Genomic DNA, 15,744 nt, shown 5'->3' with positions numbered 1-15,744 from the left:
ACCGCAGGACAAGGCAGCGCCCCCGCACGCGAGTTCGTAACCGAACCGTTGCGCCGTGTGAGGGGGCCCAGGCCAAGTAGGGTGCTGCTGCACGAGGTTCGCTCATGAGAAAGGGCCCTCCGACCATGACCGACGCGGACGACATCGCCGCAAAGACCCCGGACGAGGACGTCAAGGCGCGAAAGGCGAGGGAACGGGACGAGCTGTACGGCCTGGACATCTCCGGCGTCGAATGGCACAGCGCGCCCGGTACCGAGGAACACGAGGAGCGCGTCGAGATCGCCTATCTCCCCGAGGGCGCGGTGGCCATGCGGTCCTCCCTGGACCCGGACACCGTGCTGCGGTACACGGAGGCGGAGTGGCGGGCCTTCGTACTGGGCGCGCGCGACGGCGAGTTCGACCTGGAGCAGGCCGAGTAGCACGGCGGCCGAGCACGCAGGTCGGTCCGGGCTCAAGAGACAGACAACCGTCACAAGGGCGACATCGAGGCAGGCGCCGGTCCGTTGCGCGCGAGCGCACAGCGGACGGGCCTGCCCCGCCGACGCCTGTGGCGTTTACGCTTGATGCGGGTGCGACGTAAGAACCCACGGGTGGGTTGTTCGCGTCCTGGGGACTTCAGTCGGATCGGACAACAGGAACGGTCGCCCCCAGCCCGGCACATGAGTGCCCACACGGCACGAGGGTGCTCGACCACACCAGGAGGAATTGTGCAGAGCGATCGGGACGGGCTGCGCGCGGGCTGGACCACGCCCAGCGACGACCAGTCCGACGCGGAGTCCGCCACCGAGATGACGGGCGAGTTCACCATCGACTATGCCGCCCCTGCCTGGTACACGCAGAGCGCGGCACCCGAGGCCGAGGCGGCGCCTCCCGCGCCCGCCCCTGCCCCCACCGCGCCTGCACCGCACCCCGGTTACCCCGATACGTCCGGTTCCGCACCGTCGGCGCCGGCTCCCGGCCCGCAGTTCGACCCGTCCGCGGGCCCCTCGGGCGCGACACCCCCACCGCCGCCGTGGGCGGGCACACCCGGCGCGGCTCCCCAGCCGCCCGCGCCCCCGCACCCGCAGAGCGGCTACGGCTATCCCCAGCCCCCCGCACCTCCCACCCCGCAGAGCGGTTACGGCTACCCCCAGCCACCCACACCGCCGGCCCCGCAGAGCGGCTACGGCTACCCCCAGCCCCCTGTGCCACCGAACCCTCAGAGCGGCTACGGCTACCCGCAACCGTCCGCGGCTACGGCACCCCCTGCGGCCCCGACACCTCCCGCGCCCCCGGTTGCCCCCGCGCCTCCTACGGCACCCGTGGCCCCCGCGCCTCCCACCGCACCCGTGGCTCCGGCGCCTCCGGTGGCCCCCGGTCCCTCCGGCTCGGCCGGCTCGGACAGCCCGGCTTCCAACGGCGGTGACGGGGAAGGCCGTACCGACACGCCTTCCGCCTCCGCTGCGCCCACGACGGCCACGCCGCCGAGCGCACCGCCGCCCCCCGCTGCCCCCTCGCCGGAAGCGCCCACCGCGCCCGAGCCCGCGAGCCCCGCACCCGCAGAGGCTCCCCGGGTCGACGCGGAGGCGAGTGACACCGCACAGCCCGCCCCGGCCCCGGCCCCGAGCGAGGCGGCATCCGACGACGAGCCCGGCACCTCCGAGCAGCACGCGGAGGCCCCCGGGGCCCCGGCAGCGGAAGCCCCTCAAGCCCCGGCACCGCCGCCCACCGCCCCTGGCGGTGACGCCGACCCCGGCACGGAACCGCAGGCCGCCGCGCCGGAGGCCTCAGCCGCGCCGAGCCCCGTAGCGGAGCAGCCGTCGGCCGCCCCGAGCGCCGTACCGGAGCAGCCCTCGGTCGCCCAGACCCCCGCTCCGGAACAACCCGAGGCCGCGCAGCCCCCCGTACCGGAGCAGCCCGACGCCCAGCAGCAGGAGGGCTGGCGGCCGCCGCCGGCCCCGCAGGGTGCCGTCCCGCCGCTGCCGCCCCAGTTCGCGCAGGCGGCCCCCGGAGCGACGCCGCCCGGGGCCCCGGAGTGGAACACGGGCGGTCAGCCGCAGCCGCCCGCCGCGCAGCCCGGCGCCCCGCTTCCGCCCGTCCAGCCGGCGGCGCAGCCCCAGGCACCGCAGCCCGCGCCCGGCGGCTGGCCGGCCACCCCGCCGCAGCCCGACGGCCAGGCGCCGCAGGGCGGCTACGGCTACCCTCAGCCGCCCGCGCCCCACAACCCGCAGGGCGGCTACGGCTACCCCCAGCCGCCCGCGCCCCACAACCCGCAGGGCGGCTACGGCTTCCCGCAGCCCCCTGCCCCGCAGCAGGGCCAGAGCGGTTACGGCTACCCCCCGCACCAGGCTCCCGCACAGCCCGGCCAGCCGGGTCAGCCCGTGCCGCCGCCCCCCGCCCAGTCCCAGGCACAGCAGCCGGGACAGCCGCAGTACCCGGGACAGCAGCCGCCGCAGGCGCCCAACCCCAACCCCAACCCCTACGCGGGTGCGCCCGGCCAGCCCGGCGTGGACCCCCGCACCGGTGGAGCCTGGCCCGCCGCCGTCCAGCACGACCAGCGGCAGCAGGTGGCCGGCGCGGGCGCACCGCTCGGTTACAACGCCGCGGTCGAGCTGACCTCGGACCGGCTGGTCAACAGCAAGAAGCAGAAGGCCAAGAGCAGCCGTCCCACCCCGGGCGGGTCGAAGTTCAAGCTCGGCGGCAGGAAGGAGGAGCAGGAGAGGCAGCGCAAGCTCGACCTCATCCGCACCCCGGTGCTGTCCTGCTACCGGATCGCGGTCATCAGCCTCAAGGGCGGCGTGGGCAAGACGACCACGACGACCGCCCTCGGCTCGACCCTCGCCACCGAGCGGCAGGACAAGATCCTCGCCATCGACGCCAACCCGGACGCCGGCACCCTCGGCCGCCGGGTGCGGCGCGAGACCGGCGCGACCATCCGTGACCTGGTCCAGGCGATCCCGTACCTCAACTCGTACATGGACATCCGCCGGTTCACGTCCCAGGCGGCCTCGGGTCTGGAGATCATCGCCAACGACGTCGACCCGGCCGTGTCCACGACGTTCAACGACGAGGACTACCGGCGCGCGATCGACGTGCTGGGCCGCCAGTACCCGATCATCCTCACGGACTCGGGCACGGGTCTGCTCTACAGCGCCATGCGCGGGGTCCTGGACCTCGCCGACCAGCTGATCATCATCTCGACGCCGTCGGTGGACGGTGCGAGCAGCGCCAGCACCACGCTCGACTGGCTGTCGGCGCACGGGTACGCGTCCCTGGTCTCGCGGTCCATCACCGTGATCTCCGGGGTCCGCGAGACCGGCAAGATGATCAAGGTGGAGGACATCGTCACCCACTTCGAGCAGCGCTGCCGCGGCGTGATCGTCGTTCCGTTCGACGAGCACCTGGCGGCCGGTGCCGAGGTGGACCTCGACATGATGCGGCCCAAGGTCCGGGAGGCGTACTTCGACCTCGCCGCGATGGTGGCCGAGGACTTCGTGCGGGCCCAGCAGGAGCAGGGTCTGTGGACGGGGCAGGGCGGCCACCAACCGCCGACGATGGCTCCCCCGATGCCGGGCCAGCAGCAGCAACCCCCGGCCGGACAGCCGCAGCAGCCCCAGCCGCCGTTCCAGGGCTTCCCCGGCGCACAGCCCGGCCAGCCCTGGCAGACCGGTCAGCCGGGTCAGCCGGGTCAGCCGGGTCAGCCGCAGCCCGGGTTCCCGCAGCCGCCGTACGACCCGAACGCGGGACAGCCGCCGCAGCAGCAGTAGACGAAGGAGGGCCGGCACCACAAAGGTGCCGGCCCTCCTTTTGCTTCTCTACGCGTTACTTCTCTACGCGTTACTTCTCTGCGCGTTACTTCTCTGCGCGTTACTTCTCTACGCGCTTCAGGCCTCCGCGCCCTCGATCAGCTCCCGGCACCGCTGCACATCCTCGGCCATCGCCTTGAGCAGCGCGTCCAGCGAGTCGAACTTCTGCTGCCCGCGCACATAGGCGAGGAAGTCCACCGCCACGTGCAGCCCGTACAGGTCGAGCCCGACGCGGTCGATCGCGTACGCCTCCACCGTGCGCTCGGTGCCGTCGAACTGCGGGTTGGTGCCGACGGAGATCGCGGCCGGCATCGCCTCGCCCTGCGCGTGCAGCCAGCCGGCGTAGACGCCGTCGGCGGGGATGGCGGTGTGCGGGAGGGTCTCGACGTTGGCGGTCGGGAAGCCGAGCTCACGGCCCCGCTGGGCGCCGCGGACGACCACGCCCTCCACCCGGTGCGGACGGCCCAGGATCTCCCCGGCTCCCTCGACATCGCCCTCGGCGACCAGACGCCGGGTCAGGGTCGAGGAGAACGGCTCGCCGCCGCCCGCCGCGCCCGTCACGTACAGGTCGACGACCTCGACCTCGAAGTCGTACGTCTTGCCCTGCTCGACGAGGAACTCGACATTGCCCGCGGCCTTGTGGCCGAAGCGGAAGTTGGGGCCCTCGACGACCGCCTTGGCGTGCAGCTTGTCGACGAGGACCTTGACGACGAACTCGGCGGGCGAGAGCTTCGAGAACTCGGTGGTGAAGGGGAGGATCAACAGCGCATCCACGCCCAGTTCCGCCATGAGCTCGGCGCGGCGGTGGTGCGGGGCCAGCAGCGGCGGGTGGCTGCCGGGGCGGACGACCTCGCTGGGGTGCGGGTCGAAGGTGACGACGACGGAGGGCACGCCCAGCTCACGGGCGCGTTCCACGGCATGCCGGATGATCAGCTGGTGCCCGCGGTGGACCCCGTCGTAGGAACCGATGGTGACGACGCTGCGCCCCCAGTCCTCGGGGATGTCCTCCAAGCCACGCCAGCGCTGCACTGTGACCGCTCCTCGTCGAACCTGCGTCCGTATTGACTCTCAAGACCTGCGCAGGTCTAAGGGTGCCATGCCGCGTGCCCGTCGCTCGCATCGGCATGGGGGCTGTGACCCGACGCACGCGATCACGGCAACTCCGCCCGTCGCACTCCGCCCTGTCGTGGCGGACTCAGGCGGGCACCCGTACGCCTGCCAGATTCTCGATCATGCGCCGGGTGCTGGGGCCGACCACCGCCGCCCACTCCCGCGGGGACTCGGCGAGCCAGCCGGCCACCAGCGCGGCGAACCCGGGGACGTGCCGGCCGAGATCGACGAGACCGCGGTCGAAGCGGGCCGCACCGTCCGGGGTGCGGACCAGGAGGAGGCCGATGCGGTGGACGAGCTCGCGGATACCGGTGTCCGCGCGGGCGGCGGCCGCGGGCAGCAGGGCGATCAGCACCGCGGGCTCCCGTTCCCGGTCCAGGAGGAAGTCGAGGAGTTCCTGGCGCAGCGGGCGGGAGGCGGGGGTTCCGGGGCCGGCGAGCACGGCCGCCAGCGCGGCCCGCACCCCCTCCGGACCGCCGTCCAGCAGGCCGCTGACCAGCGGGAGGAGGACGGCCCGGGCGGCCGGGCCCTGATCGAGGCGCCGGTCGACGTACGCGGCCACGTCGCCCGCGGTCTCCGGGCGCCGCTGGACCGCCTCCCGCACCAGGGCTGCCACCCGGCGGGCCGGCGCGGGTGTGGTGATGTCGGCGAGCGCCCGCAACGCCTCCCCGGCGGCCGGGCCGCGCAGCCGCTCCCGGAAGGCGTCCAGGACCGGATCGGGGTCGGTGGCGAGGGCGGGGACCAGCGCGCTCGGCGGGAACTGCGGGTCGCCGGCCGTGAAGTGCCCGAGCGCCCGCGGGAGATGACGGGCGCGCGTGCGCGGGTCGCGGACCAGCAGGGCGAGCGCGCCGCCGTGCAGGGTGCAGTCCTCGGGGCGGGCCAGCACGGCGAGGGCCGCGTAGCGCAGGAGTTCGCGGTCGGCCTCGGTGCGCACGTGCGGGGCGGCACGCAGTCCGTACGCCACCGCGGCCACCCTCCTGGCCGGCCGCGCGTCGTGCGCCCACCGGTCCACGGCCCGGCACACCGCCGACGGTTCGTCCTCGGCCAGCACGGCGAGCAGTTCGTCGGCCCGCCGGTGCGCACATCCGACGAGCACCTCGGCGAGGTCGTCCAGGGCCCGGGTCCGGTGCGTGTGCAGCAGCGCCTGCGCGGCCTTCGCCACGGTCGCGTGCGGGGTCGCGGGCAGCGGCCGCTCGTCGTCGAACCAGCGGGTCAGCTGCGGCTGTACGGCCGTGGGGTCCGTGGCCAGCAGCTCTGCCACGGCGTCCAGGAACCGGGGGCCGGGCTCGTACGGGGGCCCGTCGGCGAGGACGAGCCGGCGGAGCAGGTCGAGGCGGGCGCCCGGCGAGAGGCGGAGAGCGGTCCAGAAGGCGGGGCCGAACGCGGCCGGGACCGGTTCCCCCTGAGTGCGCCGGGCCACGAGGCGGTCGGTGAGCTGCCGCAGGACATCGGTGTACGGGGTCGCGTCGGGCACCCGCAGCAGGGTCTCGGTGAGCAGGCGGGTCGCCCACCAGGAGTGCGGGTCGGTGTCGAGGGCGTGCAGCAACTCTTCCAGTCTGTACGCCAGTTGCGGTGCCCCGCGCTGGCGGGCGACGAGGAGCAGGGCCTGGACGACGGGGCCGATACGGTGGTGCGGGACCGGGAGGGGGTGCTGCCGGCCGGTGCGGCGGCGGTGGACCAGGGCGAGCAGGGCCTCGTCCAGGTCCAGGTGGGTGCCCTGGATCCAGTCGGCGAGTTCCTCGTGGGCGAAGCGGTAGCCGCTGCCCGCGGGGACGAGGAGGCCCTCGGTGAGGACGGCGGAGGCCCAGCCGGTGCCGCCGAGCCGCTTCGGGGCCGGGCCCCAGGGGAACACCGCCTCGAACGACTCCCGGTCCAGCTCGCCCTGACCGGGGCCGAGGCTGCGCCGGGCCGCCTCGTGGACCTGCCCGGAGACCTTCGCGGCGAGCCGGCGGACAGCGGTGCCGCGCAGCCCGCTCGGGGTGGCGAGGCGGACCGCGATGCGCAGACACATGAGGTCGAGGTAGGCCTCGAAGACCTGGTCGCGATCGGCGGGGGCGCAGGAGGCGGGCAGGAGGGCCGCGCGGACCTCGGAGAGGAGGCGGAGGGTGAGGGGGTGGCGGGCGTCGGAGGCGGCGAGGGTGCCCTCGGGCAGGGCGTAGCGGGCGCGGGCGCGGCGGGCCTCGTCCTCGGTGAGGTCGCCGAGGCGCACGCAGTGCTCCTGCGGGCCGCCGTACAGCAGGTCCGGCGGGAAGCCCGCCCGCTCCCAGTACTCCTCACGGCATGCCACCACCAGCCGGGCCCCCGTCTCCGCCAGCCACTGCGCCGTGCCCCGCGTCCACTCCGCGAGGCGGTGTGCCAGGACCGGGGGCATCTCCTCGGGGCCGTCGAGGAGGAGGAACAGGGGGCGGCCGGCGGTGCGGGACAGCCGGGCCAGCCGCTCGGGGGTGATGTCGCCCAAGTCGGCGGGGACGGGGTCCGCGGAGGCCGCCACGATCCGGGCCGCCCTGGTGAGCGCGCGGCGGGCCGCGTCGGCGACCGAGGCGTCGGTGGCCACCAGATCGGCGCCGCGCAGCCAGAGGGTGGGGGCCGGGGCGGGGCCGCGGTGGCGGCGGGCGGCGAGGGCGGCGAGTTGGGTCGTACGGCCGCTGCCCGGCGGTCCGACGAGACCGAGGACGGTGGCCGGGCCCTCGGTGAAGGCGGTGAACTCCCCTCTGATCGCGGCCCGTTCGACCGGTTCGGCGGTGTCCTCGCGGCCCACGTGGCCGGCCAGTGTGCCGGGCGGGCCGTCCTGGCCCACCGAGGTGGCCGTCAGTTCCAGCACACCGGCGAGGTTGAGGTCGGCGCCGTAGGCCGGGACCGTGGCGGCGTTCTCCGCGAGCAGGTCGGCGAGGGGGCCGGTGCGGGCGGGGCGGAGCGGCACCGCGTGGCCGCTGTCGCGCCGGCCGCTCTGCAGGGCGGTGCCGAGGACGGCGACCACCGCGCCGGTCCCGGCGTCGAGCACGGGGCCTCCGGCGGCCCCGCCGCCGAGCCGCAGGGCGTCGCGTCCCGCGGTGCCGATCGCCAGCTCCAGGGCGTCCTCGAGGAGATGGAAGCGGTCGGTGGCCGTGTAGGTCACGGAGGCCGCGCCGAGCACCCGGGCCTCGCGCCAGCAGCCTGCGGGGAGCCGGACATAGGTGCCGGTCTCGACGGTGTCGCGCACGGAGACGGGCAACGGGTCGACGCCGAGCCCCTCGGTACGGACGAGCGCCAGATCCAGCTCGGGCAGCGGGGTCACGGCGTCGGCGGTCACCACACAGCTGCGGTCACCGGCGTGCACCACGAGGCGGGCCAGCCCGTCGACGGCCTCGTGACTGGTGACGACGGTGCCGTGGTGATCGGCCGCGAAGCCGATGCCCCGCAGCCGCCCGGCCAGGTCATGCACCCGCACGAGATCCTCGTCCCGCCCGGCCCCGGCCCGAGGACGTGGCGCCCCCTCGCGCGCACGCCGCGACCAACGGCCCCGCCCGCCCGACCGAGCCCCCTTACCCCCGTGGGCCTGCCCCTCGTCACCGACGTCAGGGCCCTCACCGGTACCGAAACCGGCACCGGCACCGGCACCGGCACCGGCCGAGGCGGCATCACCGGCCCGAACACCCCACGCGACCGCACCGGCCCCCGCACCACCGACCTGCCCAGCCCACCCCGCCCCGCCCGCATCTGCACCGCCGTCCGGAGTACCCCACGCAACCGGGCCCGCCCCCGCACCACCGACCTGCCCAGCCCACCCCGCCCCGCCCGCATCTGCACCGCCGTCCGGAGTACCCCACGCAACCGGGCCTGCCCCAGCAGCGCCACCGACCTGCTCAGCCCACGCCAGCCCGGCCTCGTCGGCACCACCGCCCCGAGCAGCCCACGCGGGCCCACCGCTCTCCCGCTTCCCCCTCCGGGGCTTCGGGGCGACAAGCTGCCCGGCGGACTCCTCGGGATCCGGTAGGCCGCGGCGAGCCTCCCGGTCGGTCTGCTCCGCGGTCCCGGGCCACTGTCCCGAGCCCTCCCTGCCGGCGCCGGAGGCGAGCGGTGCCGCTCCGCCGACGGAGTCACCCCCTGCCGCCATGGCCGAACCTCCCCGCCGTACGCACGTTCCTGTTTTCGACGGTAGGCGTGCGGTGATCAGCGGGACAGATCGCTCGGTGAACGCGCCCCCTTCCACACCCCTGGTTCACTCCGAGCGCCTGCCCGCGTGGGTGAATGGATGGGGGCGGGCGGATACACCCTAGGGGTGGGGGAACCGAGGGGGGACCGTGGAGCGGCGGCACAACCCCGTGATCGCCGCTCCACGGGCGGATCGCCCCAGGGCCCCCGAAGGAGCCTCAGCCGAAGACGGCGAGGCTCTTCGCCTTGCCCTTGTGCTCCTCGACCAGCGCCAGGAAGTGGCCCTCGGGGTCGAAGACGGCGACCGTGCCGACGCCCGCGTACTCCTCGGGCATGTCGAGCCGTACGCCGTTGGTGAGCAGTTTGGCCCGGCGGGCGTCGACGTCCCAGCGTGGGAAGGCGGCCGCCGCGGCCTCGGCGATCGGCATGACCGTCAGCTCCTGCTGGAGCTGGTCGAGGGTCCTGGCCGAGTCCAGCTTGTACGGGCCGACGCGCGTGCGGCGCAGCGCCGTCAGATGACCGCCCACGCCCAGGTCGGCGCCCAGGTCACGGGCGAGCGCCCGGATGTAGGTGCCGGACGAGCAGACCACCGACACGACCAGGTCCAGCACCGGCGTGCCGTCCTCGGCGACCGCGTCACGGACGTCGTGGACCGCGAAGGACGAGATCCGCACGGGACGTGCGGGGATCTCGAACTCCTCGCCCTCCCGGGCCCGCTTGTAGGAGCGCACCCCGTCGATCTTGATGGCGCTGACCTTGGACGGCACCTGCATGATGTCGCCGGTCAGCTTGGCGATCCCGGCGTCGACGGCTTCCCGGGTGACCTTCGAGGCGTCGACCGACGACCCCGTGATCTCGCCCTCGGCGTCGTCGGTCAGGGTGGTCTGGCCGAGCCGGATCGTGCCCAGGTACTCCTTCTCGGTCAGCGCGAGGTGCCCGAGGAGCTTGGTCGCCTTCTCGACGCCGAGGACCAGGACACCCGTCGCCATGGGGTCGAGGGTGCCGGCGTGTCCGACGCGGCGGGTCCTGGCGATCCCGCGCATCTTGGCGACCACGTCGTGCGAAGTGAAGCCCGACGGCTTGTCGACGATGACAAGGCCGTCGGGCGTCCGGTTCTTCTCGGTCATTCGGCGGCGTCGTCCGTCTCGTCCTCGTCGCCCGGCTTCCGGTACGGGTCGGCGTCACCGGCATAGGCGGCACCCGCCGAGACCTCGCGCACCTTCTCGTCGGACTGGCGGGCCTTGTCGAGGAGGTCGTCGATGGTCTTGGCGGTGTCGGGCAGCGCGTCGGCCACGAAGGTCAGCGTCGGGGTGAACTTCACGCCCGCCGCCGCCCCGACCGCGGAGCGGAGCACGCCCTTGGCGCTCTCCAGTCCGGCTGCCGCGGCCGCTCGCTCCTCGTCGCCGCCGTACACCGTGTAGAAGACGGTCGCCTCCCGCAGGTCACCCGTGACCCGGGTGTCCGTGATGGTGACGTGTGAGCCGAGCCGCGGGTCCTTGATCCCGCGCAGCAGCTTCTGGGCCACCACCTCTCGGATGAGGTCCGCCAGCCTCTTGGCGCGCGCGTTGTCGGCCACTGGTCCGTCTCCTTAAGTACTTACTTGTTGCTTCAGTCTTCGTCGCTGTGGAGCCTGCGTCGAACCGAGAGCAGTTCCACCTCGGGCCGCGCGGCGACCAGCCGCTCGCAGCGGTCCAGTACGTCGGTGAGGTGTCCCGTGTCCCCGGAGACCACCGCCAGCCCGATCTCGGCCCTGCGATGGAGGTTCTGGTTGCCCGTCTCCGCCGCGCTCACCGCGTACTTGCGCTGGAGCTCGGCCACGATCGGACGGACGAGAGAGCGTTTCTCCTTCAGTGAGTGCACGTCACCGAGGAGCAGGTCGAAGGACAGAGTCCCCACATACATGCGCGTCCGGATGTCCCGCCGGTTCGGGGTACGGGCGCCGCGTCGACGCCGATACGGGAACCGTACACGCAACGGCCGGGGCCGATCGACGGATATTACGTCCGCCGACCGGCCCCGATCGCGTGCTGTGACGGTCAGCCGCGCGGCTTCTCGCGCATCTCGTACGTCGCGATGACGTCGTCGACCTTGATGTCGTTGAAGTTTCCGAGGTTGATACCGCCCTCGAAGCCTTCGCGGATCTCGGTGACGTCGTCCTTGAAGCGACGCAGACCCTCGATGTTGAGGTTCTCCGCGACCACCTTGCCGTCGCGGATGAGGCGCGCCTTGGTGTTGCGCTTGACCTCGCCGGAGCGGATGAGAACACCCGCGATGTTGCCCAGCTTGGACGACTTGAAGACCTCGCGGATCTCCGCCGTACCGAGCTCGACCTCTTCGTACTCCGGCTTGAGCATGCCCTTGAGGGCCGCCTCGATCTCCTCGATCGCCTGGTAGATGACCGAGTAGTACCGGACGTCCACACCCTCGCGCTCGGCCATCTGCTGCGCGCGCCCTGCGGCACGCACGTTGAAGCCGATCACGATGGCGTCGGAGCCCATCGCCAGGTCGATGTCCGACTCCGTGACCGCACCGACACCGCGGTGCAGGACGCGGATGTCGACCTCTTCGCCGACGTCCAGCTGGAGCAGGGAGGACTCGAGGGCCTCGACGGAACCAGAAGCGTCACCCTTGATGATGAGGTTGAGCTGCTGGACCTCGCCGGCCTTGAGCACCTTGTCCAGGTCCTCGAGCGAGACGCGGCGCGTGCGCTTGGCGAAGGCCGCGTTGCGCTCGCGGGCGGCGCGCTTCTCGGCGATCTGACGGGCCGTACGGTCCTCGTCGACCACCAGGAAGTTGTCGCCCGCACCCGGGACGTTGGTCAGACCCAGCACCTGGACCGGCGTGGACGGACCCGCCTCGGCGACGTTGTTGCCGTTGTCGTCGAGCATGGCCCGCACACGGCCGTAGGCGTCGCCCACGACCATCGTGTCGCCGACCCGCAGGGTGCCTCGCTGGACGAGGACCGTCGCCACGGCACCACGGCCGCGGTCGAGACGGGACTCGATCGAGATGCCCTGCGCGTCCTGGTTCGGGTTGGCCCGCAGGTCGAGCGAGGCGTCCGCGGTCAGGACCACGGCCTCCAGCAGCGAGTCGATGTGCAGACCCTGCTTGGCGGAGATGTCGACGAACATGGTGTCGCCGCCGTACTCCTCGGCCACCAGGCCGTACTCGGTCAGCTGACCGCGCACCTTGGTCGGGTCGGCGCCCTCGACGTCGATCTTGTTGACCGCGACGACGATCGGGACGTCGGCGGCCTTGGCGTGGTTGAGCGCCTCGACCGTCTGCGGCATGACGCCGTCGTTGGCCGCGACGACCAGGATCGCGATGTCCGTCGACCGGGCACCACGGGCACGCATGGCGGTGAACGCCTCGTGACCCGGGGTGTCGATGAAGGTGATCGCGCGGTCCTCGTCGTTGACCTGGGTGGAGACCTGGTAGGCACCGATGTGCTGGGTGATGCCGCCGGCCTCGCCCGCGATGACGTTCGTCTTGCGGATCGCGTCCAGGAGTCGGGTCTTGCCGTGGTCGACGTGACCCATGACGGTCACGACCGGCGGACGGACGACCAGGTCCTCGTCGTCGCCCTCGTCCTCGCCGAACTCGATGTCGAAGGACTCGAGCAGCTCACGGTCCTCCTCCTCGGGGCTGACGATCTGAACCGTGTAGTTCATCTCGCCCGCGAGGAGCTGCAGCGTCTCGTCGGAGACGGACTGCGTGGCCGTGACCATCTCGCCGAGGTTCATCATGACCGCGACGAGCGACGCCGGGTTGGCGTTGATCTTCTCCGCGAAGTCGGTGAGCGAGGCACCGCGCGACAGGCGAATGGCTTCGCCGTTGCCGCGAGGCAGCATCACGCCGCCGACCGACGGGGCCTGCATGGCCTCGTACTCCTGGCGCCTCTGCCGCTTCGACTTGCGACCGCGACGCGCGGGACCGCCGGGACGACCGAAGGCGCCCTGCGTGCCACCACGACCGCCCGGACCACCGGGACGACCGCCGAAGCCGGGACGACCGCCGCCACCGGCGCCGGGACCACCCGGACGACCGGCGAAGCCGCCGCCACCGCCACCGGGACCGCCGGGACGACCGGCGAAGCCGCCACCGCCGCCACCGGGACGACCGGCGAAGCCGCCGCCGCCCGGACGACCGCCGCCGCCACCGCCACCGGGACGACCGCCGCCACCGGGACCGCGGCCACCGGGGCCACCGCCACCGGGACGCGGGCCGGCAGCCGGACGCTGCGGCATCATGCCGGGGTTGGGACGCGGGCCGCCGGGGCCGCCGCCGGGACGGGGACCGCCCTGCGGACGGGGCATGCCGCCCGGGCTGGGACGGGCGCCGCCCGGAGCCTGCGGACGGGGACCGCCCGCCGCGCCCTGGGGACGGGGACCGCCCTGGCCCTGACCCTGCGGACGCGGAGCGCCGCCGGGAGCGCCTCCGGGACCACCAGGGCCGCCGGGACGCGGGGCACCGCCCGGACGGGGCGCCTGCGGGCGCGCCATGCCGGTGGAGCCACCAGAGGTGAACGGGTTGTTGCCCGGACGGGGACCCGCCGGACGAGCACCGGGACGTGCGCCCTGGCCGCCCGGACGCGGGGCGCCGGGACGGTCGGCGCGGTCACCGCGGCCCTGGCCGCCCTGACCGGGACCGCCGGCCGGACGCGGGGCGCCGGGACGCGGGGCCTGCTGGCCGGCCGGACGCGGAGCGCCGGGACGCGGGCCGGAGCCCTGACCCTGCGAGCCTTGGCCCTGGGAAGCCGGCGCGGCGGGAGCCGACGGCGGCGCGGTGAACTCGGGCGTGGTCGGAGCCGGGGACGCCGGGGCGGGCCGCGGCGCGGGCTTCGGGCCCGGGGTGGGACGGGGGCCGGGAGCGGCCGGCGCGGCGGAAGCCGCGGGCCTCTCGGCGGCGGCCGGCTTGGGAGCCGGCGGGCGCGGGGCGGCCGGACGGGCGGCCTGCGCGGGAGAGGGGGCCGCCGGACGAGCCGGGGCAGCCTTGCGGGCGGGGGCGGGCTTGCCGCCTCCGTTGCCCTGCTGAAGGGCGTCCGTCAACTTACGGACGACGGGCGCTTCGATGGTCGAAGACGCCGAACGGACGAATTCACCGAGTTCCTGGAGCTTGGCCATGACGACCTTGCTCTCAACCCCGAACTCCTTGGCGAGTTCGTATACCCGGACCTTAGCCACTTCGCTCCTTTTAGGTCCGGGTGTGTCCGGACCGTCGCTACTTCATGGGCGTACTCATCGCGTGCTCATCGAGTGCTCATCGCAATCTCGACCTACTTCCAACTCGCGGGGTACCAGGGCCGCACGGGGGTTCCGCACGACGCTTCTTACGGTGTTGCCTGCTCAGCAACTGTCTGTCTGCTCGACGTACTGGCGCAACGCCTTTGTGTCGAGCGCTCCCGGGGCGCGCAGCGCCCGCGTGAACGCCCGGCGGCGTACCGCCTGGTCGAGACAGACCAGGGCGGGGTGTACGTACGCACCCCGGCCGGGCAGCGTACCGCGAGGATCGGGGACGCATGCGTCCTTGATCGCCACGATGCGCAGCAGATCGGTCTTGGCCGCTCGCTGCCTGCATCCCACACAGGTTCGTTCAGGGCATGCGCGGGCGTGCGTCCGGCCAGACACTCTTAAGTCTACCTCCCCGTACCGACCTCACCCCTTGGGGGCAGGGATCGAACGGTTGTTGTCGTGATCTCAGCGGCGTACGGCTTGGATCTATTCCTCAGCCCTGCTCCGCGGCCTGCTCGGTGTCCGGCCGGATGTCGATCCGCCAGCCGGTGAGCCGGGCCGCGAGCCGGGCGTTCTGCCCCTCCTTGCCGATGGCGAGGGACAGCTGGTAGTCGGGCACGGTCACGCGCGCGGAGCGGGCGGCCATGTCCACGACCTCGACCTTGGAGACCCGGGCCGGCGAGAGGGCGTTCGCCACCATCTCGGCCGGGTCGTCCGACCAGTCGACGATGTCGATCTTCTCACCGTTCAGCTCACCCATGACATTGCGCACACGGCCGCCCATGGGGCCGATGCAGGCACCCTTGGCGTTCAGGCCCGACCGGGTGGACCGTACGGCGATCTTGGTGCGGTGACCGGCCTCACGGGCGATCGCGGCGATCTCGACGGACCCGTCGGCGATCTCCGGCACCTCCAGGGCGAAGAGCTTCTTCACCAGATTGGGGTGCGTGCGGGACAGGGTGACGGACGGACCGCGCACGCCCCTCGCCACTCGTACGACGTACGACCGAAGCCGCATTCCGTGCGGGTACGTCTCACCGGGGACCTGCTCCTGCACCGGCAGGATGGCCTCCAGCTTGCCGATGTCCACGAGCACGTTCTTCGGGTCGCGGCCCTGCTGGACCACGCCCATGACGATGTCGCCCTCGCGCCCCGCGTACTCGCCGAGCGTCGCGTCGTCCTCGGCGTCGCGCAGCCGCTGCAGGATGACCTGCTTGGCGGTGGTGGCGGCGATACGGCCGAAGTCGGACGGGGTGTCGTCGAACTCTCGGGGCTCCTGCCCCTCCTCGAGCTCCTCGGGGTCCTCCTTCGCCCACACGACCACGTGTCCGGAGTCCCGGTCGAGCTTCACGCGCGCGTGGCGGTGGCTTCCCTCGGTGCGGTGGTAGGCGATGAGGAGGGCCGACTCGATCGCCTCGACCAACAGGTCGAAGGAGATCTCCTTCTCCCGCACCAAGCCCCGCAGGGCACTCATGTCGATGTCCACG

Annotated in this window: 11 protein-coding genes; 3 read left to right on the top strand and 8 right to left on the bottom strand. The window is 73.5% G+C overall.

Going from position 1 to position 15,744, the window contains the following annotated elements; genetic code table 11:
- The first annotated feature begins 125 nt into the window (after nt 1-125).
- Together IOD14_RS09405 and IOD14_RS09400 are read left to right on the top strand one after the other, a co-directional pair.
- On the top strand, nt 126-419 hold the full coding sequence (locus IOD14_RS09405) for a DUF397 domain-containing protein (protein WP_037708688.1): 294 nt from the start codon (nt 126-128) through the stop codon (nt 417-419).
- Between the two features lie 288 nt (nt 420-707).
- Entirely contained in the window at nt 708-3,746 is a 3,039-nt protein-coding gene (locus IOD14_RS09400; RefSeq protein ID WP_212670038.1) for an SCO5717 family growth-regulating ATPase, read from the top strand.
- A gap of 117 nt (nt 3,747-3,863) precedes the next feature.
- Here IOD14_RS09400 and IOD14_RS09395 read toward each other — a convergent pair whose 3' ends face one another.
- On the bottom strand, nt 3,864-4,814 hold the full coding sequence (locus IOD14_RS09395) for a bifunctional riboflavin kinase/FAD synthetase (protein ID WP_123991945.1): 951 nt from the start codon (nt 4,812-4,814) through the stop codon (nt 3,864-3,866).
- Nucleotides 4,815-4,980: 166 nt separating this feature from the next.
- Nucleotides 4,981-8,322 (bottom strand): trypsin-like peptidase domain-containing protein, encoded by a 3,342-nt coding sequence (locus tag IOD14_RS09390; protein ID WP_212670037.1) that lies wholly within the window; start codon nt 8,320-8,322, stop codon nt 4,981-4,983.
- 102 nt (nt 8,323-8,424) lie between these two features.
- Here IOD14_RS09390 and IOD14_RS09385 point away from each other — a divergent pair, with 102 nt between their 5' ends.
- A complete protein-coding gene (locus IOD14_RS09385; protein WP_212670036.1) occupies nt 8,425-8,868 on the top strand; it encodes a hypothetical protein in 444 nt (147 codons plus the stop codon).
- Between the two features lie 376 nt (nt 8,869-9,244).
- Here the strand turns inward: IOD14_RS09385 and truB are convergent, their stop codons facing one another.
- From truB to nusA, 6 genes are all read right to left on the bottom strand, one after another.
- Nucleotides 9,245-10,153 (bottom strand): tRNA pseudouridine(55) synthase TruB, encoded by a 909-nt coding sequence (gene truB / locus IOD14_RS09380; RefSeq protein ID WP_123991943.1) that lies wholly within the window; start codon nt 10,151-10,153, stop codon nt 9,245-9,247.
- Nucleotides 10,150-10,602 carry a 30S ribosome-binding factor RbfA gene (gene rbfA, locus IOD14_RS09375; protein ID WP_007385054.1) on the bottom strand — a complete coding sequence of 151 codons (453 nt, stop codon included), beginning with the start codon at nt 10,600-10,602 and terminating at the stop codon, nt 10,150-10,152. Before rbfA ends, truB begins: the two co-directional genes overlap by 4 nt.
- Before the next feature lie 32 nt (nt 10,603-10,634).
- Nucleotides 10,635-10,928 (bottom strand): DUF503 domain-containing protein, encoded by a 294-nt coding sequence (locus tag IOD14_RS09370; RefSeq protein ID WP_031052658.1) that lies wholly within the window; start codon nt 10,926-10,928, stop codon nt 10,635-10,637.
- A gap of 134 nt (nt 10,929-11,062) precedes the next feature.
- Nucleotides 11,063-14,209 carry a translation initiation factor IF-2 gene (gene infB, locus IOD14_RS09365; RefSeq protein WP_123991942.1) on the bottom strand — a complete coding sequence of 1,049 codons (3,147 nt, stop codon included), beginning with the start codon at nt 14,207-14,209 and terminating at the stop codon, nt 11,063-11,065.
- 162 nt (nt 14,210-14,371) lie between these two features.
- Nucleotides 14,372-14,653: a YlxR family protein gene (locus IOD14_RS09360; protein ID WP_123991941.1), complete on the bottom strand. Its 282-nt coding sequence runs from the start codon at nt 14,651-14,653 to the stop codon at nt 14,372-14,374.
- A 97-nt stretch (nt 14,654-14,750) separates the two neighbouring features.
- Nucleotides 14,751-15,743: a transcription termination factor NusA gene (nusA, locus tag IOD14_RS09355; RefSeq protein WP_123991940.1), complete on the bottom strand. Its 993-nt coding sequence runs from the start codon at nt 15,741-15,743 to the stop codon at nt 14,751-14,753.
- Between the last annotated feature and the right edge of the window lies 1 nt (nt 15,744).

Origin of the sequence: Streptomyces sp. A2-16 (genome assembly GCF_018128905.1) — a bacterium.
In the GTDB taxonomy this organism is placed as follows: domain Bacteria; phylum Actinomycetota; class Actinomycetes; order Streptomycetales; family Streptomycetaceae; genus Streptomyces.
The sequence above is the reverse complement of the archived record's forward strand: the minus strand, read 5'-3'. Positions and strand labels throughout refer to the sequence as shown.

What these genes read in the sequence shown, in the direction of transcription:
- IOD14_RS09405 (WP_037708688.1), top strand. Translation starts at nt 126, where the DNA reads ATGACCGACGCGGACGACATCGCCGCAAAGACCCCGGACGAGGACGTC.
- truB (WP_123991943.1), bottom strand. Translation starts at nt 10,153, where the DNA reads ATGACCGAGAAGAACCGGACGCCCGACGGCCTTGTCATCGTCGACAAG.
- IOD14_RS09370 (WP_031052658.1), bottom strand. Translation starts at nt 10,928, where the DNA reads ATGTATGTGGGGACTCTGTCCTTCGACCTGCTCCTCGGTGACGTGCAC.